At 37.6% G+C, this 20,702-nt stretch carries 17 protein-coding genes; 5 read left to right on the top strand and 12 right to left on the bottom strand.

The features are described 5' to 3' along the window. Positions 1-16 precede the first annotated feature (16 nt). Positions 17-1,702: a glutamine--tRNA ligase/YqeY domain fusion protein gene (locus MG290_RS09670; protein ID WP_264561106.1), complete on the top strand. Its 1,686-nt coding sequence runs from the start codon at positions 17-19 to the stop codon at positions 1,700-1,702. 429 nt (positions 1,703-2,131) lie between these two features. Further along, complete coding sequence (locus tag MG290_RS09675) at positions 2,132-2,485, top strand: hypothetical protein (protein ID WP_264561107.1); 354 nt, start codon at positions 2,132-2,134, stop codon at positions 2,483-2,485. A gap of 55 nt (positions 2,486-2,540) precedes the next feature. On the opposite strand, the gene MG290_RS09680 is transcribed toward MG290_RS09675, so the two are convergent. Together MG290_RS09680 and MG290_RS09685 are read right to left on the bottom strand one after the other, a co-directional pair. Further along, positions 2,541-3,611 carry a M48 family metalloprotease gene (locus tag MG290_RS09680; protein ID WP_264561108.1) on the bottom strand — a complete coding sequence of 357 codons (1,071 nt, stop codon included), beginning with the start codon at positions 3,609-3,611 and terminating at the stop codon, positions 2,541-2,543. 12 nt (positions 3,612-3,623) lie between these two features. Continuing rightward, the gene (locus MG290_RS09685; RefSeq protein WP_264561109.1) at positions 3,624-5,060 is read right to left on the bottom strand and encodes a dicarboxylate/amino acid:cation symporter; all 1,437 of its coding nucleotides are present in this window, start codon (positions 5,058-5,060) and stop codon (positions 3,624-3,626) included. A 158-nt stretch (positions 5,061-5,218) separates the two neighbouring features. On the opposite strand from MG290_RS09685, the gene MG290_RS09690 reads away from it, so the two are divergent. From MG290_RS09690 to MG290_RS09700, 3 genes are read left to right on the top strand one after another with little or no spacing between them, the layout of a single operon-like run. After that, positions 5,219-5,599: a YtxH domain-containing protein gene (locus MG290_RS09690; protein WP_257500317.1), complete on the top strand. Its 381-nt coding sequence runs from the start codon at positions 5,219-5,221 to the stop codon at positions 5,597-5,599. Between the two features lie 9 nt (positions 5,600-5,608). Further along, complete coding sequence (locus MG290_RS09695) at positions 5,609-5,953, top strand: hypothetical protein (RefSeq protein WP_257500316.1); 345 nt, start codon at positions 5,609-5,611, stop codon at positions 5,951-5,953. A 5-nt stretch (positions 5,954-5,958) separates the two neighbouring features. Beyond that, positions 5,959-6,207 (top strand): DUF6327 family protein, encoded by a 249-nt coding sequence (locus MG290_RS09700; RefSeq protein ID WP_264561110.1) that lies wholly within the window; start codon positions 5,959-5,961, stop codon positions 6,205-6,207. Positions 6,208-6,232: 25 nt separating this feature from the next. Here the strand turns inward: MG290_RS09700 and MG290_RS09705 are convergent, their stop codons facing one another. The 10 genes from MG290_RS09705 to MG290_RS09750 all read right to left on the bottom strand — a co-directional run bounded on the left by MG290_RS09705 (position 6,233) and on the right by MG290_RS09750 (position 20,585). Then, positions 6,233-7,219 carry an SPFH domain-containing protein gene (locus tag MG290_RS09705; RefSeq protein ID WP_264561111.1) on the bottom strand — a complete coding sequence of 329 codons (987 nt, stop codon included), beginning with the start codon at positions 7,217-7,219 and terminating at the stop codon, positions 6,233-6,235. Positions 7,220-7,279: 60 nt separating this feature from the next. After that, entirely contained in the window at positions 7,280-7,762 is a 483-nt protein-coding gene (locus MG290_RS09710) for a hypothetical protein (RefSeq protein WP_264561112.1), read from the bottom strand. Positions 7,763-7,965: 203 nt separating this feature from the next. Next, complete coding sequence (gltX, locus tag MG290_RS09715) at positions 7,966-9,480, bottom strand: glutamate--tRNA ligase (RefSeq protein WP_264561113.1); 1,515 nt, start codon at positions 9,478-9,480, stop codon at positions 7,966-7,968. 41 nt (positions 9,481-9,521) lie between these two features. After that, positions 9,522-9,782 carry a winged helix-turn-helix transcriptional regulator gene (locus MG290_RS09720; RefSeq protein ID WP_264561114.1) on the bottom strand — a complete coding sequence of 87 codons (261 nt, stop codon included), beginning with the start codon at positions 9,780-9,782 and terminating at the stop codon, positions 9,522-9,524. A gap of 126 nt (positions 9,783-9,908) precedes the next feature. Then, positions 9,909-10,268 (bottom strand): helix-turn-helix domain-containing protein, encoded by a 360-nt coding sequence (locus MG290_RS09725; protein WP_264561115.1) that lies wholly within the window; start codon positions 10,266-10,268, stop codon positions 9,909-9,911. After that, positions 10,244-10,492, bottom strand: coding sequence for a hypothetical protein (locus MG290_RS09730; protein WP_264561116.1), 249 nt, complete (start codon positions 10,490-10,492; stop codon positions 10,244-10,246). Before MG290_RS09730 ends, MG290_RS09725 begins: the two co-directional genes overlap by 25 nt. Before the next feature lie 404 nt (positions 10,493-10,896). After that, entirely contained in the window at positions 10,897-12,858 is a 1,962-nt protein-coding gene (locus MG290_RS09735) for an OmpA family protein (RefSeq protein WP_264561117.1), read from the bottom strand. A gap of 12 nt (positions 12,859-12,870) precedes the next feature. Beyond that, a complete protein-coding gene (locus MG290_RS09740; protein ID WP_272585299.1) occupies positions 12,871-13,803 on the bottom strand; it encodes a PorP/SprF family type IX secretion system membrane protein in 933 nt (310 codons plus the stop codon). Positions 13,804-13,812: 9 nt separating this feature from the next. After that, positions 13,813-20,307, bottom strand: a complete 6,495-nt coding sequence (locus MG290_RS09745) for a gliding motility-associated C-terminal domain-containing protein (RefSeq protein WP_272585301.1) — start codon at positions 20,305-20,307, stop codon at positions 13,813-13,815. After that, complete coding sequence (locus tag MG290_RS09750; RefSeq protein WP_264561120.1) at positions 20,304-20,585, bottom strand: hypothetical protein; 282 nt, start codon at positions 20,583-20,585, stop codon at positions 20,304-20,306. The genes MG290_RS09745 and MG290_RS09750 overlap by 4 nt, the downstream gene beginning before the upstream one ends. Between the last annotated feature and the right edge of the window lie 117 nt (positions 20,586-20,702).

Genomic DNA, 20,702 nt, shown 5'->3' on the forward strand with positions numbered 1-20,702 from the left:
TAAAGTTAGAAAAACGATGTCAACAAAAGAAAAATCACTGAATTTTATAGAGCAAATTATTGAAGAAGATTTAAAAAATGGTTTGCCACCAAATAAATTACGTTTTCGTTTTCCGCCCGAACCTAACGGATATTTGCACATTGGGCACGCTTCATCGATCTGTTTAAACTTTGGTTTGGGATTGGATTACAACGCACCTGTTAATTTGCGTTTCGATGATACCAACCCTGCAAAAGAAGAACAAGAGTTTGTTGATGCCATTAAGCGCGATGTGGAATGGTTGGGTTTTAAATGGGATAAAGAACTATACGCTTCTGATTATTTTCAGGAATTGTATGATTGGGCGGTTCTTTTAATCAAAAAAGGAAAAGCGTATGTTGATAATTTATCGGCAGATGAAATCGCAAAACAAAAAGGAACACCCACGCAGCCCGGAGTGCATTCACCAAACCGCGACCGTTCGGTTGAAGAGAATCTTGATTTGTTCGAGCGCATGAAAAACGGCGAGTTTGCCGAAGGCGAATATATTTTGCGGGCAAAGATTGATATGGCATCACCTAATATGCTGATGCGCGACCCAATTATGTACCGCATCATCAATGCATCGCACCACAGAACAGGATCTAATTGGAAAATTTATCCAATGTATGACTGGGCTCATGGAGAAAGTGATTATATCGAACAAATTTCCCATTCGTTCTGTACGTTGGAATTTTTGCCGCACCGCGAATTGTATGATTGGTTTTTAGATCAGATTTATGATGAAAGTAAAGTTCGACCAAAACAACGCGAATTTGCCCGTAGAAATTTATCGCACACCGTGGTTTCTAAACGTAAATTGTTGCAATTGGTAAACGAAAAACACGTGACCGGTTGGGACGATCCGCGTATGAGCACCATTTCTGGTATGCGTCGCCGTGGATACACACCTGCTGCCATTCGCAACTTTGCCGGTACCATTGGAATTGCAAAACGAACCAATTTAATCGATGTTTCGTTGTTGGAATTCTGCGTTCGTGAAGATTTAAACAAGATCACCGATCGCGTAATGGCTGTTTTAGATCCAGTGAAATTAGTAATCACCAATTATCCCGAAGGTCTGGAAGAATGGTTAGATGCTGAAAACAATCCAGAAGCAGAGGAATTAACCTATAGAAAAGTTCCTTTTTCAAAAGAATTATATATTGAACGTGAAGATTTTAAGGAAGATGCCGACAAGAAATTTTTCCGTTTAACCTTAGGAAAGGAAGTACGTTTAAAGAATGCTTACATTATTCAAGGTGAAAGCGTTGTGAAAGATGCAAACGGAAACATTACCGAAATTCATGTAACCTATGATGCAGATTCTAGGTCGGGAAGTGGTACTGAAGCATCTAAACGCAAGGTGAAAGGAACCATTCATTGGGTTTCGATTCCGCATGCTGTGGAAGCCGAAGTACGCATTTACGACCGTTTGTTTACACACGAAAATCCTGATGGAAACAAAGAAGTTGATTTTAAAGAATACATCAACCCTGACTCATTAAAAGTGATTACAGGCTATGTAGAACCAAGCTTAAAAACGGCTGTAAGTGGCGATAAATTCCAGTTTCAACGTTTGGGTTATTTTGCAGTTGATAAAGATTCCACCGCAGAAAAACTGGTGTTTAACAAAACCGTTGGCTTACGCGATACGTGGGCAAAAATTGAAAGTAAAGAGTAATTTTTTTTAGAATTATAAATTAAGATCCCAGCTATGTGTTGGGATTTTTTGTTTATTTAGCATTTAATAATTTGTGTTATTATAGATATAAATTTTTCAGAATAATGAATAATAGGTTTTACAGAGTTTTTATACATGAGCTAGGTCATTACGTTACAAATAACCTCTACAGCTATGAAGTAGAAGAATTAAAAAATTTGGGAATCAAAAACTTTATTAGGATTTCCCCGTTTTTCAGGAAAAGTTTCAAGGCTATCAAAAAAAATTGCAGTTACAGAAATAGAAATTATAGAATTTTATATTATATCATTATATGGATGCGTTTTTGAAACAAATTATAATAATTCTGATGATGTGTTGATATGTTTAGAATGTTCAGGTTATTCTGACCTTGATTCTATACTATTTAATTTGAGAAAAAAAGATAAAATGTCAGATAAACACTTGTCGGATTTAGATACAATAATACAAAATCACATAAATACTTTACCTATTGCAAATTTAAAAGATTGGTTTGATAAGATTGTAAATTCACTAAACGTTGAAAAAATCCAGCTTCTTAATACATCAATTGATGTAGAGGTCGAGTTAAATGAAACTGAAAAAATGATTAGTAACATATTTAAAGACATAGTTTTAATTGATAATCCAAATCAGAATGATTTTCAAAACAATATTTTGGATATTAAAAATTTCAAGATGTTAAATGAAATGATTCAATTAGATGAGTTAAAAAAAACAATTCAACCTTATACAGAAATATTGACCAAAAATTTACAATAACTGTTTAATAAATGATTGTATTCTTTAATTATCTCTAAAAAACATCTCTTGAAAATTACTTTTTATCAAAATAATTTGCTGGTAAAACTTCTAAATATGTCAAAAACCAAACACCATTTAGAGACGTACCATGATCAGGCAAAGATTCAACCATTTTAAACTTTATTCGCCTACCAGGTTGTAATAAATATCTCAAATTTGAAGCGCAAGCATTACACATCTCTGTATTTAAGCCAAAATGAGGAGATTCAATACTTAATCCCCAATCCTCATCTTCGATCTTTCTAAAATATTTTTTAAATTCCTCAGAACTATTAATAATTCTTACTGAAAAGCCTGTAAAATCACTATCTGTTTCAGTTATTACACCATATAAATCTCCATTATCTTCAAACCAATTAGGGCTTAATTTTAAAAAATCATTATTAATTAGCATCTGCTTTTTAAAGATATAGAAATCACTAGGTAAGCCATTAGGCGCTGGGGGCAATGCTGATTTGTAACGTTGATTATTTGATTTATCCCATCCTTCTTCAATTGCTAGTAACCTTTTCGTTTTAGATGGATGTGTTTGGGAATCATTATCAGAACCGATTAATTTCATTGCTTTTAATGCTTGCTCTTTTGTTGCTCCCATTTTATATAAAACATAACCACTAAACTTGTCAGCTTCTAATTCTTTTAATGGAGCAGAACCTAAATTATCTTCTGTGTGACCACTCAAATGATGTCCGATTTCATGTGCCAATATTGATACCGATGTCCAAAATGTATCAGAGTACCATTCAACATCATTAAATAACTTAGAATCGTAAACAATAACCCTTTCATTATCTATAATTGTTGCAAAAGCATTATTAATATAATCAGCTCTGTAAACCTTAAAATTATTAGGCAAACCAGAATAAGATACAATGTTTTCAACTATTTGATTTACTCTATCTTCCGCCGGGAGAAAATTTTTTTCAATTTCAACCAAACTAGTATAACCACACCCTTTAACTTTGGATTGGACTACTACTTCTGAAGTATTTGTAGTTTCACTATTTATTCCTTCTTTGGATTCTTGCTTACAACTTAAGAATATAAAGCTTGTAAGTAATAGACAGAATATATTGTTTTTCATATAATGTTCAATCTAAAACTCATCCAACGTTTCATCTGTCAATCGGTACGGAGCTTCTTCGTCAAATTCTTTTTCCCACTTGGCAATTACAACCGTTGCCAAACAGTTACCGATAACGTTTACAGATGTTCGTGCCATATCCATTAATTCATCAATCCCTAAAATAGCGGCAATGATGAATACCGGCAATCCAAATTGTTCGGCAGTGGCAATTAACACAATCAATGAAGCACGTGGAACGGCTGCTACTCCTTTTGATGTGATCATTAACGTAAAGGCAATTCCTATTTGCTGCCCAATATCTAAATTCATACCTGCGGCTTGTGCCACAAATATTGATGCCAATGACAGATACAGCGATGTTCCATCTAAGTTAAAACTGTAACCCGTAGGTATTACAAACGATACAATTTTTCGTGGCACACCAAACTTTTCCATGGCACTCATGGCTTTTGGCAAAGCAGCATCGGAACTTGTGGTGGCAAACGCAATAGAAACGGGTTCTTTTACGGCTGCAATAAACTTTTTTATAGGTATTTTTAAATAGAGCATCACAGGCACAAAAACAAGCAACATAAAAAGAAGCAGTGCCAAATAAAGCGAACCTAAAAGCATGAATAGGTTTTTAAGTATATCTACGCCTAAATGCCCAACCGTGTATGCCATTGCTGCTCCTACACCTATTGGTGCAAAATACATAATGAGGTTGGTGAATTTAAACATGGTTTCTGACAAGCTTTCAGTGAAATCAACCAAAGGTTTACGCTTTTTTTCTTCAACCATTGCTAAGCCAATTCCAAAAATAACCGAAAAAACTACTACTTGCAGCACCTGGTTTTCATACATAGATTTCACGACGTTTTCTGGAAATAAATCGTAAATAAAATGTGCGAATTTGTATATACCATGCACATTTTCTGGTAAATGTTCTAAAGCAGTATCGGGTGCTTTTGTTGCCGGAAGTTCTTCTTGAGGCATGCTTTGCAAATCGATCCCCTCACCTGCTTTGGTAATATTAATCACTGCCAACCCAATAAAAATGGCGCATGATGTGGCACAAAAGAAATAAAGCATTGATTTCCATGCCATTCTTCCCACTTGTTTTAAATCGGAATGTCCTGCTATTCCATACACCAATGTTGCAAAAATAATAGGAGCTACAATTGTTTTCACCAATTTTATAAATCCTTTGCTCAATGGCTGTAAGGCTACTGCTGCATTAGGAAAATCTATTCCAATAAAAACCCCTAAAATCATACATGTTATAATCCATGTGGTGAGGTTTTTTCTTGCAAAACCATTTAATATCAGCATAAGAGCTACTATCCAACGAACAGCAATCATAAAGCTGGACGAAATGGCTAAAATATCAAATTCGTATAAAAAAGTAATAATTATTGCTAGCGTTACAAAAACTGTAGTTAATATTCCTAATTTGCTTTTAAACATGTGTGTTTGGTAAAATATTGAAAAGCAAATATAAATAGATTTTTTGGGGTTATTAATCTACAAGCGATTAAATTTTAACCGGTTGTTAACAGCTTTTTAAAAAAAATTGCGTAACTTTAATTCTAAATAAATCATTAATTAAAAAAATAAAATTTGTTATGGGAAAAACAGGAAACACATTAGTAGCGATTTTAGCAGGTGCAGCAGTTGGCGCTGTTGCAGGCGTTTTATTGGCACCTGAGCAAGGTGAAAAAACGAGAAAGAAAATCTCTGACGGATTCAAATCAGGAACAGACGATTTGAATTGCAAAATGGATGAATTGAAAAATCAAGTGAAGAGTTTAATTTCTTCTAGAAAAGGAGATTTTGAATCGTCGTTCAATTCTTTATTAAACAAAGCTGATGACAAAAAAGAAGATGTTATTGCTAGTTTAGAGCGCAAGTTGGCTGAATTAAAAGGACAAGCTTCTAATGCAGTTGATAAGGCAAAAGATATGACTAACAAGGCTGCAGACAATATCAAGTCTGAATTAAAGTAATTTATGGGTTTGAGTGAAGAACTAAAAAATAATCTTCATGAAATAAAGTCTGAAGCGAAAGCTTACTTAGAAACCAATATCGATTATTATTCGTTGTTAGGTTTCAAAGTATCAGCAAAAGCTACAGGCTTTATTTTAAAAATTTTTGCTTTAAGTTTATTTGCTGTTTTATCACTGTTTTTCTTGTCATTTGCTGCAGCATTTGCCATTGGAAAAGCTTTAGACAGCAACACATTTGGTTTTTTAATTGTAGGAGGATTCTATATTTTGGTTGCAATTATAATTTATAATCTTCGCAAATCAATTATTGATATTCCTGTTCTTAAAAAATTTTCTAAAATCTTTTTTGACTAGTGCTTATGAAAACAAAATACACCTCATACGAAGAAGTTAACAAAGAACTAGAGATTCTTAAACTTGAACGCGAAATCAGCATTCGGAAGATTGGAGTTAATGCAGAAAATACTTTAGAACTTTTTTCGCCTAATCGATTAATTACGCAAGGTTTAACTTCACTTGGCAATTCGGTTAAGCATTCTAAAGGCATTAAAACCTTAGTTTTATCAACAGTTTTTAAATTTTTATTCAACAAGATATTAAAAAAATAACACCGCTACTCAGCGGTGTTATTTTTTACTCTTCTGTAGAGGATTTAGAAGGAAAATCTGTCTGTGGGGGAAGATTTCTTTTTGGTTTATAATCTTTATCTTTCATTGACGATTTCTTCATTGCTTCGCCTACTTGGTTACTTGCCGTGAATGATGCCACCATATTGTTGAGCATATCACTACCCGCTTGTGGCGAATTAGGCAATAAGATAAGGTTTGAATTGTTTTCTGCACCAATTGATTGTAAGGTATCATAATGTTGCGTTACCACAATTAAAGCCGATGCTTCTTGCGAATTGATTCCTACTCTGTTCAATACATCAACCGACTCTACCAAACCACGGGCAATTTCGCGGCGCTGATCTGCAATACCTTGTCCTTGCAAACGTTTCGATTCTGCTTCTGCTTTTGCTTTTGCAACAATTCTAATACGCTCTGCTTCTCCTTCATATTCGGCAGCTGTTTTCTCACGATCGGCAGCATTAATGCGGTTCATTGCATGTTTCACTTGCACATCCGGATCAATATCGGTGATCAACGTATTAATGATATCATAACCATAAGTTACCATGGCATCGTTCAATTCGCGTTTAACAGCTATTGCGATATCATCCTTACGCTCAAAAACGTCGTCTAATTTTAATTTTGGAACTTCAGCACGTACCACATCAAAAACATATGAGGTGATTTGATCATGCGGATATTCTAATTTATAAAAAGCTTCGTACACGCGTTCCTGTACCACCTTAAATTGTACCGAAACCTTCATTTTCACAAACACATTGTCTTTTGTTTTGGTTTCAATAATCACGTCTAATTGTTGAATGCGCAAATTGAGCCGACCTGCAACGCGGTCAACAACCGGGATTTTCATTTGTAAACCCGAATTTCGGATAGATTGGTATTTTCCGAAACGTTCTATAATCACAGCCGTTTGCTGTTTTACAGTAAATAAGGAAGATGCAATTATAAAAATAATTACAGCAACAATAATGTAAAGTGTAAAATCCATTTTGAATTGTTTTTTTGGGAAGATATAAAAAAAACCTCTTTTTTCAAAGAGGTATAATTGCTATTTTTTAACAAAAGATAATTTAACGGTTCCCCCTTCTAAAAGGCTTAAATATTGTTCATAATCTGGAAATTGAGCTTTTATAATCGGTATATAAGCCGAAATATCACTTTGTATTTCCATTGATGTATCGGTTTGTGCAGTAATTGTTCCGTTTATTTGATAGCCCAAAACGTTTAGTGAAACATTGTTTCCGCTTTGTTGAAAAGCATTTGCATATTCTGTAACCGTACAATTTGCTGTTTCGTGTCTAAAAAACACCGCACTGCTGGTTGCAGTAAACTCTAAATAGTCTTTTGGACAGCTTTCTGTGTGTGGATAATCTAAGGTATATAAAGGAGCTATTTTTACCAATTGAATGGTTGTTGGTTCCCATTTACCTTGAGTACTGCTCACTGGTGGATCTTCTTTTTTATCATCGGATCCGCAAGAAGCAAAAAGAATGACCGAAGCAGCTATAAAAAGAAAAAGGATTTTTTTCATAATTTACTGATTTATATTGAAGTAACTAAGGTAACAAAAAAAATCCCATTTTTAGGGAATGGGATTTAGAAAAATTTAGAAAAAAATTGTTGTTGTTGATATGAAAAAAATATCATAATGTAATTAACACTTGGGCATTAGTTAATCACATTTCAAAGATAGAACTAATATTTTAATTACAAAATACAAAAGTGTTAAAATTATTATTTTTTAAAATTATTGATGGCATTGTGCAATCTTTGAACAGCTTCTTCTTTACCTAACAAGGAAATAATTTCAAACAAATCAGGACCTTTCATGGCTCCAACCATCGCTATACGAAGAGGTTGCATAATTTTGCCCATTCCTAATTCGTTTTCCTGAATCCAATTTTTCACAGCCGTTTCAATTTCTTTTGCTTCAAAAAATTTAACATTTTCTATCACAGAAATAATTTGTTGCATGAAGTCAGAAGTATCTTCTTTCCAATTTTTAGCTGCTTTTTCTTCGTATTTTTTAGGTGTAACAAAGAAAAAATCGCTTAAATGAAACAGGTCAGTAGTTAAATTTGCACGATCTTTAATTAATCCAATGATTTTTTCGATTTTATGATCGTCAACTACAATTTGTTTTTCGTTTAAAACCGTTTTTAAATAAGGCAATAAGTCTGCGTTTTCTTTTTCAATGAGGTATTGATGGTTGAACCATTTGTTTTTTTCAGGATCAAACTTTGCACCCGATTTATTTACACGCGATAAATCAAACAATTTGATTAATTCATCCATTGAAAATAATTCTTTGTCGGTGCCATCGTTCCAACCTAAAAGTGCTAAAAAATTCACAACTGCTTCCGGAAAGAAACCTTGTTCCCGATATCCCATTGATTTTTCGCCAGAAGCTGTTTCCCAATCTAACGGAAAAACAGGGAATCCCAATTTATCGCCATCTCGCTTAGATAATTTGCCGTTTCCTACGGGCTTTAATATCAATGGTAAATGTGCAAATTCGGGTGCATCCCATCCAAAAGAACGATACAATAAGTAATGCAATGGCAAAGAAGGCAACCATTCTTCTCCTCGAATCACATGTGATGTTTGTTGCAAATGATCATCCACAATATTGGCCAAATGGTACGTGGGCATACCGTCAGATTTATAAAGCACTTTATCGTCTAGCAAACCGGTATCAAAAGTAACTTCTCCCCGAATCATATCGTTTAAAGTTAATTTTTCATCGATGGGCATTTTAAAACGAATCACATACGGATCGTTGTTAAACAATCGTGCTTCTAATTCTTCATTGGTCATATTCAGCGAAGTGTTTAAAGTTTCGCGAACCGAATGATTATAAATGAAAGTGTTACCGTTTGTTTCGGCATTTTTTCTAAGGGCGTCCAATTCCTCAGAAGTATCAAAAGCATAATAAGCAAAACCTTTATGAACTAAATCAAGTGCATATTGTTGGTATAAATCTTTGCGATCGCTTTGGCGATAAGGTCCAAATTGTTCGTTTACGCCTACGGTTTCATCGGGTTCAATTCCCAACCATTTTAAAGCTTCAAAAATATATGCTTCCGCACCTGGCACAAACCTGCTTTGATCGGTATCTTCTATCCGCACATAAAAAACACCTTGGTTTTTCTTGGCAAATAAATAATTAAATAGCGCAGTTCGCACACCGCCTATATGCAGCGGACCGGTGGGACTTGGGGCAAATCGAACACGTACTGGTTTTGTCATCTTCTTCGTAATTTTTTCCAAAGATAAAAAGTTGTTGGCGTTTATTGGTACATGTTTTTTGTTTTTATTCGTAGCTTTAAGAAAAAAATTTCATTTTCAGACTTCCTTCTCGGCTCTAAAACTTGTTCAATTCCCCATTGGCTTAGCATACTGAAAAGTGGTCGTAAACTTTCGCCTTTTTCCGTCAAGGTGTAAATTCCTTTCGGTGGTACTTGTGCAAACACTTCACGGTGTAAGAAGAATTTTAATTTGCTACACTTCACTCCATCGGCACATTCGTTGACGAAGTGGTTGCTCGCCATAGCCTTTCGAGGTTAAACGCGAAGCACTGCTATCAATAAATTAAAAACCGCATCAAATATAAAACTGATGCGGTTTTTTGTTACCAAAAAAAGCTTAATAATAGTAGTAATCAAAAGTATTGAAAGCTAGAAAGTATTTAAGTGAGCTGCAAATACTTTTCGCCAGTTTTTTATAGTATTTATACTCAATTTAAAGTGGGCAGCAAGTTCCTTATTATTTATTTTTTCTTTGTGCTGGTACTTTAGAATGCGGAGTATAGTCTGTTTGTCATATGCTTTATAACGCTGTTCAGAAAAATGCTGTTCTGTTCTATTGTTATTAAACAATAACTCGTTCAACTCTATAACTTCCAATGATGTAAGTATATCTTTTTCTCCAAAAAAATCAAATTCCTTTAATCTTTCAGGAAATCTCTTAGTAATTAAATCCTGATATATCTTACTATAATTGGGTTTTGAGATTACTTCTTGTGTTTTCTTAACCATTTGAACAATGTTGTTTTTGGAATTCTATAATCTTTAATGATTTCTGCTGGTGTTTTTTGCTCCGTTTCTACTAAATCAATTATAAACTCAATAAGTTCTCTTGTATATACGTTTTTATTAAAAATTGGAAGAACTTTTGTCTTTCTATTATTTTCTTTGTAATTAATACTTGCAGGCGGTGCATACAATACCATATGATTAGAATAAATTCTAAAAAAAGTCATACTTTAATAGCTTTGATACCTTTAGAAGTGTTTCTGTGTTAATACTACAACTTCTATAAATTTCTAAAACATCTTGTTCTTTTAATTTAAGAAAATTACAAATCCGTTCCGTTGAAATATTTAATTCATTTAGACGCGCTTCTATAAGCTGACCTATAATTATATTCTTAAAATTGAATTTCATTAAAATATAGTATGGTATTCTATAATCTTAAACACTAAAAAAACAATCTCTTTTTTATTTTATTGAAAAAATATACAATTCATCTGTTTAAATAACCTGAGTTAGGTATTCTTTTTCTATCTTTTCCTTAGATATAAACTCAGACATTTTTGATAGTCTTAAAAAAATACGCTAACTCAGGTTAAAAAACTCAAGTAAAAAAACTCAAGTAAAAAAATTCTTACATCTCCACAATAATAAACTCTGATCTACGGTTGGCTTGGTGTGCTTCTTCGCTACATTTCACGCCATCGGCACATTCGTTGACTAATTGGCGTTCGCCATAGCCTTTCGAGGTTAATCGTGACGAACTGATGCCTTGGTCAATCAACCATTCTCTGGTCGATTTTGCGCGGTTCTCAGACAATCTGTCGTTGTACTTGTGCGATGCACGGCTGTCGGTATGCGAACGAATATCGATTTTCATCGTTGGATATTCTTCCAATACCGCCAATACTTTTGCCAACTCTGCTGCTGCATCCGGACGGATGTTGTATTTGTCTAAATCAAAATAAATAGGATTCAGTTTTAATACTTTAAACAAGTCGTCGCCTACTTTTACAGGGGTTTTCGCCGGTTCCAATACAATGGTGTGCTCGGTTACACCGCTTTCATTGGGCAAAAGCACCACGTCTTCTTGGGTCGTATAGCCTTCTTTTTCCGCTTTTAAGCGGTAGGTTTCCCCACATTTGAACGTGTTGTTGAACACATAACCGTCGTTTTGGTAGCGGTTGCTGCTTTCTAATTCGCCGTACAAATTGTTGTAAAGCGTTACGTTGGCATCAGTGATAATGTCGCGGGTTTTGCCGTCTATTACTTTTAAAAGCAGTTTTTGGATACACTCTAACTGCAACGGTTTGGTTTCATGGAAACTGTAAATATCGTCGTTGCCGTTGCCGCCCTCACGGTTGCTTGAAAAGAAACCTTGTTTGGTGTTTGGGTCGATATAATACGCAAAATCATCTGCATTGCTGTTGATTGGTGCTCCTACGTTGTGGATTTCCCCGGGTTGGCTGTTTCTGTCTAATTTCGTGGCATATACATCTAACCCGCCTAGTCCTACTCTACCGTCGCTTGAAAAATACAATTCCCCACTTTCGGTTACAAACGGAAAGGTTTCTCTGCCTTCGGTGTTGATCCCCTCACCCATGTTTACAGGGCCGCCAAAAGCGCCTGAGGGATGAATCGCCACCTGCCACAAATCCGATCCGCCGAAACCTTCCGGACGGTCGCTCGCAAAATACATCGTGGCTTCGTCTTGGCTTAAGGTGGGGTGTGCCGTGTTGTAGCCGTCCATATTGAACGATAGTTCCGTTACATTTTCCCATTTGCCATCCACGTTTTCTGCACGGTAGATTTTAAGCTTCGTGTTTTTGTCGGCATCGTATTTACGGGTATGGTTGATGTAGTTGTTGCGTGTGAAATACATCGTGTTGCCGTCTTTGGTAATCACCGCTGTTGATTCATTAAGTGGTGATTTTACCTTGCCTTTCAATCGGGTTACTTTGTCGTCTTTTGTTGCCGTTTCGGCTACGCTGTACAAGCTGGTAAAGGCATCACCTGTCCAGGTGTGTTCGCGTTTGTGCAAGCTGCCTGTGTCGCGCGCGCTGGTAAAGTACAATTGGTTGTTGTGTACATAACTCCCGTAATCGGAATAAGGCGTGTTGATCTCTAAGTTCTTAATCTGGTCGTAGCGACCTGAATTGGCTTGTATCTGCTTTTTAAGCGCGGCTTCGTTCTGGCGGATTTTTGACCGCTGGGTGTGGCTGCCGGCTTTGCTTACAAACTGGTCGTAATACTTTTTTGATTCGCTTTCTTTGCCCACGTGTTGCAAGGTTTGGGCGTAGCGGTAATAGTACTCACTGCCTATGTTTTCGTTGCCAAATTCTTTGAACAAGCGTTCGTAGTGCTTTTGGGCTTCGCCATAGCGCGCATTGAAATAGTAGGCGTTGCCTAACTTTTCTAGTACATCCTTCCCCGCATAACCGCGGTTGGCTACTTTCTCGTAAATGCCAATCGCATCTACATAAGCCCATTGGTTGTAGTCTTTATCGGCTGTATTTAATCCCGCTTGTGCTTGTGCCCCCGTGTTCCCCAACATAAAGGCCGTGAACAAAGCGGCTGTGTATATCCCTTTTTTCATTTTTCTTTATTTTTAGAAGAAACGCGGCGAGTTCACGCGGCGGTATCTGTTAAACAATTCAAAGCGCATAAAAATCTCGTGTGAGCCGTTGTTGTAATTTCGCAAGGCTTTAATATCGCTGTCGTAGCTATAGCCTATGAATAATCCGTCGGTTACTTGGAAGCCTGCCAAGGCACTCCATGCGGCATCCCAGCGATATGCGGCTCCTAAAGTAAACTTCTCGTTGATTAAGAAGTTCCCTGTGATATCGGCTTGTAATGGTGCGCCTTCTACTGCTTTTAACAAAAATGCCGGTTTGAATTTCAACATTGGGTTCAACTCAAATACGTGACCTCCCATTAAAAAATAGTGCATCTTTTGCTGCATCGTGCTTTGTACGTTGTCGTCGTAGCGCGTAGTTTCTAAAAAATGGGGTACCGATAATCCTACATACGTTTGCTCGTTATGCCAATAAACACCTGCTCCTATGTTTGGAGTGAATTGGTTGTTGATGTCTGTAAGAATCTGCGGATCGTTCGGGTTGTATTTGTTCAGCCTGGAATAGGCTACATTCAGCATATTGGCTGATCCTTTTAAACCGAAGCTTAATTTGCTGCCGCGGTTGTTTAAATCTAAGGTGTACGAGAAATCTACACTTAACGTGTTTTCATCGGTCACTCCTAACCTGTCGTTTACAAAGCTTACTCCCAAACCTACTTTACTCTCGGCTATAGGGGTGTTTATGGAAAACGAATTGGTCGTTGGTGCGCCTTCTAATCCTACCCATTGGCTGCGGTGCAAGCCAAAGATGCTTAACGCGCCTCTGCTACCTGCATAAGCCGGGTTGATGTTGATGGTGTTGTACATGTAATTCGTGTACTGGGGGTCTTGTTGGGAATGTGCTTTTGCACATCCCAACAATAATACTCCCAACAATAATCTGTTTATGTTTTTTGAAATATTCATATCCATTTATTATTCGTTATTCTCCAAATGTAAGTAGCCGGCTTGTTCGGTTGGATATTGGATTCCATTGCCTAAATCAAACGTGTACTTAACTACGTAATAATATGTCCCTGATGGTAATTTTGATTGCTTACTAACTGTGACTCTTCCTTCGGAATATCCTTTAAAGGTGTTGCCTTGGGAATTGTAATCCTTCGTTTCGTAAACCAATACACCCCAACGGTTGTATACTTCTACAACGTTGCCCGGGTAACAATTGATTCCTTTCAAAATTAACTCATCATTCATGCCGTCACCGTTTGGAGTTACTGCATTAAATATTTCTACTGGACACGATAAATGAATTGTTTGCGTATAACTGGTCTCATTTCCACATGCGTCTGTTGCAACCCATGTTCTTAAAATGTCATACTTCGCTTCACAATCGCCTTCTATCTTCTCATCGTATGAGCGAACACTTGCTGTTCCACAATTGTCAACGGCTGTTAAGATTTCTGCCGGTTCGAAGTCTTCGCATCGCATGAATACTTCTCTATTTGGCATAGGGCCTACAAATTCAGGAGCGGTGGTGTCTTCCACTGTTATCACTTGTGTGTGTGTAGTGGTGTTGCCGCACGCGTCGGTTGCTGTCCATGTTCTTTCTAATGTATAACTATTAGGGCATGAACCTTCTGTACGCTCTTCGTTAAAGCTTACTGTTGCTGCTCCACAGTTGTCAACGGCTGTGAGTTCTGCTACCGCTGGTAACGAATCGCTGCATTCCAAGGTGATATCCATTGGTAAAACTTCTACAAATTCCGGACCGGTGCTGTCTTCTACCGTGATGGTTTGTACCAAATCGGTTTGGTTGCCTGCACAATCTGTTAACGTATAGGTTCTGGTGATGATATAAGCATTGCCTAAACATCCACTGCCTCCATTATCTATGTCGGATACCGTTACGGTAACACTTCCGTTGCAGTTGTCGGCTTCGTCTAAGATAGCTGCTGCATCTGCCGCTGGTATAGCACTCATACATTCTAATACTAAATCGGATGGTGCTGTTCCTGTTGGCGCAACCGTATCTTCAATGGTGTAGGTGTACACCCAATTGTGGCTATTGCCTTGGCAATCGGTAAACGTGTAGGTATAAGTTACATCGCCTTCACAACTTGGAAGAGCTGAAACTACCGGGGCACTTGCCGTTAATACATTCCCGCAATTATCGGTTACCGTTGGTACAGTTGGTGCTACAATCTCTGAAGCACATGCTACCGTTGATGATCCGTTGGCTGGCAAAGTGAAGTCTTCTGCTTCAATGATATAGGTATATACCCACGTTTGTGTATGGTTAGCACAATCTTTATATTCATAATTAAAGGTTCTTGTGCCTTCACATCCGTCGTAGGTTCCTCCTTCGAAACTGAAAACAGGTGTTAATACATTGCCACAGTTATCGGTTACCGTTGGTAATACCGGTGCCACTGCTGCGCTTATACATGATACCGTTTCTGAACCATTGGCAGGTAAGATGAAATCTTCTCTTTCAATGGTGAAGGTATGCGTCCAAGGGTGCGTATTTCCTTCACAATCTGTAAACGTGTACGTATAAGTTACATCTCCTTCACACGCTGGTTCTTGTGAAATTACAGGACCACTTGGTGGTAATACGTTTCCGCAATTGTCTGTTACCGTTGGCACTGTTGGTGCCGTAATAGCAGATGCACATGCTACTGTTGATGCAGTATTAGCTGGTACGGAGAAATCTTCTCTTTCAATGGTGAACGTGTGTGTCCAATCGTGCGTAGTTCCTTCACAATCTGTAAACGTGTAGGTATAAGTTATATCTCCTTCACACGTTGGTTCTTGTGAAATTACAGCTGCGCTTGGTGTTAAAACGTTTCCACAGTTGTTTGTTACCGTTGGTACAGTTGGTGCTACTACATCGGACGGACATGCTACCGTTGATAATCCGTTGGCTGGCATAGTAACCATTGGTGCACTTATTGTATAAGTATATGTCCATGTGTATGGTGTTCCTGTACAATCTGTATAGGTATAGGTGTATGCTTTTGTGCCTGAACATGCAGGGTCTGCATCTGTATTTGTTAATACTGCTGTTAGTGCTCGGCCACAGTTGTCAACTACTGTTGGTGCAGTTGGGGCTACCGCTTCAGCAACACAAGCTACTGTTGACGATCCCGCAGCAGGCATGGTAACTACCGGATTACTAATTGTATAGGTGTATTCCCAAGTGTATGGCGTTCCGGTACAATCTACATAGGTATAGGTATATACTTTGGTGCCTGCACATGATGGTGTTGCCGATACATTGGTTAAAAATCCTATTAGGAATCTTCCACAGTTGTCGGTTACCATTGGGGCTACTGGTACTACTAGTGCTTCTGATGCACATGATACGGTAGATGATCCATTTACTGGTAGGGTCACTACCGGTGCATTTATCGTATATTCGTAAGTCCAGATATGATTATAGCCTTCACAATCTTGGTATTGGTAGTTGTAGGTACGCGTACCTGAACATCCGTCATAAGTGCCCCCTATAAACGAGCTAATTGGTGTTAATACATTTCCGCAGTTATCGGTAACTGTTGGTAAACTAGTTGGTGCTACTGCTTCTGATATACATGCTACCGTTGATGAGCCATTTGCTGGTACACTAAAGTCTTTACGCTCTACTATATACGTGTGAACCCAATCGTGGCTGTTGCCTGCACAATCTGTGTAGGTATAGGTATAACTGATTATTCCTTCACATATTGGGCTTGGTAACTCGGTTACTACCGGAGCACTCGGTGTTAATACATTGCCACAGTTGTCCGTTACTAAAGGTAATACAGGTGCTATTGCGTCTGCAGGACATGCTACCGCTGACATTCCATTGGCTGGCATCTTGAAATCTGCACGCTCAATGGTGTAGGTGTAAACCCAATCATGGCTGTTCCCTTGACAATCGGTATAAGTGTAGGTATATGCTTTAGTTCCTTCACATGAAGGGTCTGCATCTGTATTTGTTAATACTGCTGTTAGTGTTCGTCCGCAGTTATCAACTACTGTTGGAGTAGTTGGTGTTACTGCATCAGCAGCACATGCTACTGTGGAAGCACCATCTGCAGGCATAGTAATTACAGGCGCACTGATGGTATACGTATATGTCCAAGTGTAATCAACACCAGCACAATCTGTATAAGTGTAGGTATATGCTTTAGTTCCTTCACATGAAGGGTCTGCATCTGTATTTGTTAATACTGCTGTTAGTGTTCGTCCGCAGTTATCAATAACTGTTGGAGTAGTTGGTGTTACTGCATCAGCAGCACATGCTACTATGGAAGCACCATCTGCAGGCATAGTAACTACAGGCGCACTGATGGTGTAGGTTTGTATACAATCTACAGTGTTTAATACTGTATCTTCTCCTGCATCTCTAATATCGTTGTTATTAGGGTCTTCATATTCAGTTACAGTATAAGTACGCGTTACAGTTCCTCCACAAGCTGGCGCTGCGCTATTGCTAGCAGTGATTTCGATTACGCCACATGGAATATCTCCAATTAATCCATCAGCATTTCCTAAAGCTTCAAATTCTGCTTCGGTTAGTGTAGTTGCTGTTGGTATTTCATCATAGCATTCTACTGTTTCTGTGTCAAACGTTGGACATGTTACTTCAAATACACAACAAATTGGTGATGTACCTGCAACGGCTAACGGGTCACACACGCCACTGTCAGAAATAGAAACATTGTAATCTGTTCCTGCAGCAATAGCGTCTGATGTCCATGTAGAGGTGTTATCTCCGTTATCTACCCATGTGCCTGGTGCTCCGGTTCCGGTAGCTGTAAATGGTGCAGTACCGCTTACTGTTGCTGTAATCGTATAGCTTAGTCCGTCTGCGGCACAAGTGGTTGTTTCTGAGCTAACCAAAGTTATATTAGGCGTTACTGTTACAGTTACATCTTCAGAAGCTTGGAGAGGGTTTGTACAACCCAACGAGCCAGAAAGTTCATAATTCACCGTATAAGTAGTAGTCGTGGTAGGATTTACAGTAACTGAATTTCCTGTTCCTATAGAAGTTGCTCCTTCAAACCATTCTATATCAAACGTGCTAGTTGGTAATCCAATACTTAGCGTGGTTTGATTATCGCTTTCACAAACAACTGGCGGATTCGCAGATGGTGATGGGAACACTGTATTACCATTGATTAAATTGACTGTTTGCTCGGTAAAACCACAATCTGTGAATACGCGGATAATATATGAACCTGAAGCAAGGTTTTGAAAAACATAAGATGTTTCTGTTAAATCTGTGGTGTTGTATGTTTGTAAAGGCGCATCGGCATCAGGGTTTGAAGAGCCATTCCACAAACTATAAGTAATAGAACCAACTGGTGTACCCGCAGTTTGTATCGCAATAAAACCAGAGTTGTTATCTGAAGGATTACAGAATAAATTTGTGGTTGAAAATGTTAAGGCTGGTAATGGAGTTATAACAATTTCTTCTGTTTCTACATCAGATGGTACGTTCCCATTGTTTCTATCGCTATGCGGTACATTTGTTACGTCATAAGTTGCATAATTACCTGAAATTCTTATGTTGTTGTAAACTATTATATAGGTACCACTAGGTATGTTACTAAATGTACCTGCTAAGTTTTCAGCAGTTGACAAACCACTTTGTGCAATTACTGCATTTGTGTTAGCGTCTATAAGCTGTGTTCTATTCCCAATGTCAAATGAAGCATTTCCACGGTTTAACGCATACTCTATATTAAAAGCACCACACGAAGTTGGTACTACATTGATAATTGGGTCGTAAGTTGCTGGTGTAGTTAAATTTACTGTACGAACTACGGTGTAGTTACATTCCTCATCTGTTATCGCAACTTCATATTCGCCTAACGGTAAGTTTATGAATCGTTGACGTACAGCGCCTAAATCGTAATCTGTATTTAAAACGATTGGAAAGTTTATTGTAGTCTGTCTATCATCACCATAGCTATATGGTTCAGAGTCTGGAAAAGTATATGAGGTTAAACCATCAACACGATTAATGGTGTAGGTTATCTCTTTTAAAAGACCATCAAATCCAGTATAGTTATTATTTTTAGTCAATACAAAACCAGAAGTACCTTCTAATATTGAATGTGCTTCAACCAAATTAGCATCATCTAGCGGGTGAGATGGTGTAGATGCATTAAAAACAAAATCACGAGTAAGTGTTCTACAAGAATTTACTTGCTCTAATCGATAACTTTCTCCGTTAACAAAATTATATGCTAAAGGAAAAGAAGAATTGTTTGGATGTTCACGACCGCTATCACTAGGGCGAGTATTGAATTGTTCTGGTGTGTTTATTTGTATCCAATTGCCACTTCCTAAGGGTTGCTCATGATAGATGTTATAAGTTACTGGATAGCTTGATTGATAGGTGTAATAAGTTCCAGTATTGCTTCTTTCATTCGTAACAATATAGTTTACTGGTCCGCAAAGTTCGGAACTATATATCGAACGTTGAGAAAGATATAGGAAATCTGAATTAATTGCGGGTGTAGTAAAGGTTTGTGTGCGAACATTACAACCATCATTAGCTTCGATAACCACAGCTGTGTTAGGAGGAACATTTTCAAAATGTGCATATGTACCTGTTCCTAAACCATGGTCGAATCCTGCTACGGCATTATAAGTATTTCCACCATAAGATATTGTTAAAGATCCATTTGACCCCAGAATTCTTTCTCTGTTTTGAGCCCCTCCTAAAAATCGATTTGGAGTGCCAGACACACCAATATTCCATCCCGAACAATCTGCATTCTGAACTATTTCAAATCCTGCTGGTCCAGTATATGGTACAGATGGTAATGTAGTGCCTGTATAAGGGTCAATAGTAAAACCAGAACCAATTCCAGCAGAACAACCTACTACGTTTTCCGTAATGGTTAATACATAATTGCCTGCAGCTAAATTATCAAAAGTATAAGTTTGAGCCGTAATAGGTCCAGAGTTTAAGCCTAATGATTGAATTTCGTAGGTATAGGTACCTGTTGTTGGGCGACTTACACTTGCAGTAACCGAACCATCGGGTCCGTAGAACTGATCGGTTGCCCGGCAGGTTTCGCCAAGTATTTCATCAAAATTTACGGTAAAAGGCACGTAGCTAGAAGTAACTGTTACGGTTTGTGGTCCTACTGTAGTGCCACTTTGCGTTAAACGCACTTCATAATTACCAGGTGCCAAGTTGCTAAAGGAAGCAGTACCTGTGGGTGATAAAACCTGAAAGTCGAGGTCGGTGGTTGTGCCTGCTACTCGAATAGTTGCTGTAACAGCATTGCCACCAGAGCAGGTTGCTGCTCCCGGAATGGCAATTTGCACTTGCCCATCTTGGGAGCAAATACCATTTACGGGAGTTGCGGTAAAACTATTGATGTTACATTGCGCAATACCAATAGTGCTTATAAAGGCTGTGAAGCATAAAGCAAACAGCCATTTCATTAAATATATATTTTTCATAAGCTTGTATTTTTACTATTAAAGCTATCGAATAAATTAAGGGTAGTTGCTCCATTTGTATCAACCATAAAAGCCATATGGTGGTGCAAATACGCTTTTTTCAAAAACATATAGTTGTTAAAAGTAGTTGTCTTTGTTTCAACTATATTCAACGCTTGTTTTTTTTCATCTACTGTGTGGTTTGGCACACCAAAAGAGTGCTTTGGAGGTGCTGCATAAGCCATTGGAAACAGTAAAGAAAAAAAGAAGCATAAAAAAAACATGGTACTTTTTTTCATAGAATTTTAATCAATATTTAAAGGTTTGTTTGTTATTCAAATTAAATTGGTATGTTTTAAAAAGAAATCTGCTAGGATTTTTAATAACAACATACCTGTGGTTTTTAATGTGCAATG

It is taken from the genome of Flavobacterium sp. CBA20B-1, assembly GCF_028473145.1.
Lineage (GTDB): Bacteria > Bacteroidota > Bacteroidia > Flavobacteriales > Flavobacteriaceae > Flavobacterium.

What these genes read in the sequence shown, in the direction of transcription:
- MG290_RS09670 (WP_264561106.1), top strand. Translation starts at nt 17, where the DNA reads ATGTCAACAAAAGAAAAATCACTGAATTTTATAGAGCAAATTATTGAA.
- MG290_RS09675 (WP_264561107.1), top strand. Translation starts at nt 2,132, where the DNA reads ATGTCAGATAAACACTTGTCGGATTTAGATACAATAATACAAAATCAC.
- MG290_RS09680 (WP_264561108.1), bottom strand. Translation starts at nt 3,611, where the DNA reads ATGAAAAACAATATATTCTGTCTATTACTTACAAGCTTTATATTCTTA.
- MG290_RS09685 (WP_264561109.1), bottom strand. Translation starts at nt 5,060, where the DNA reads ATGTTTAAAAGCAAATTAGGAATATTAACTACAGTTTTTGTAACGCTA.
- MG290_RS09690 (WP_257500317.1), top strand. Translation starts at nt 5,219, where the DNA reads ATGGGAAAAACAGGAAACACATTAGTAGCGATTTTAGCAGGTGCAGCA.
- MG290_RS09700 (WP_264561110.1), top strand. Translation starts at nt 5,959, where the DNA reads ATGAAAACAAAATACACCTCATACGAAGAAGTTAACAAAGAACTAGAG.
- MG290_RS09705 (WP_264561111.1), bottom strand. Translation starts at nt 7,219, where the DNA reads ATGGATTTTACACTTTACATTATTGTTGCTGTAATTATTTTTATAATT.
- MG290_RS09710 (WP_264561112.1), bottom strand. Translation starts at nt 7,762, where the DNA reads ATGAAAAAAATCCTTTTTCTTTTTATAGCTGCTTCGGTCATTCTTTTT.
- gltX (WP_264561113.1), bottom strand. Translation starts at nt 9,480, where the DNA reads ATGACAAAACCAGTACGTGTTCGATTTGCCCCAAGTCCCACCGGTCCG.
- MG290_RS09720 (WP_264561114.1), bottom strand. Translation starts at nt 9,782, where the DNA reads ATGGCGAGCAACCACTTCGTCAACGAATGTGCCGATGGAGTGAAGTGT.
- MG290_RS09725 (WP_264561115.1), bottom strand. Translation starts at nt 10,268, where the DNA reads ATGGTTAAGAAAACACAAGAAGTAATCTCAAAACCCAATTATAGTAAG.
- MG290_RS09730 (WP_264561116.1), bottom strand. Translation starts at nt 10,492, where the DNA reads ATGACTTTTTTTAGAATTTATTCTAATCATATGGTATTGTATGCACCG.
- MG290_RS09735 (WP_264561117.1), bottom strand. Translation starts at nt 12,858, where the DNA reads ATGAAAAAAGGGATATACACAGCCGCTTTGTTCACGGCCTTTATGTTG.
- MG290_RS09740 (WP_272585299.1), bottom strand. Translation starts at nt 13,803, where the DNA reads ATGAATATTTCAAAAAACATAAACAGATTATTGTTGGGAGTATTATTG.
- MG290_RS09745 (WP_272585301.1), bottom strand. Translation starts at nt 20,307, where the DNA reads ATGAAAAATATATATTTAATGAAATGGCTGTTTGCTTTATGCTTCACA.
- MG290_RS09750 (WP_264561120.1), bottom strand. Translation starts at nt 20,585, where the DNA reads ATGAAAAAAAGTACCATGTTTTTTTTATGCTTCTTTTTTTCTTTACTG.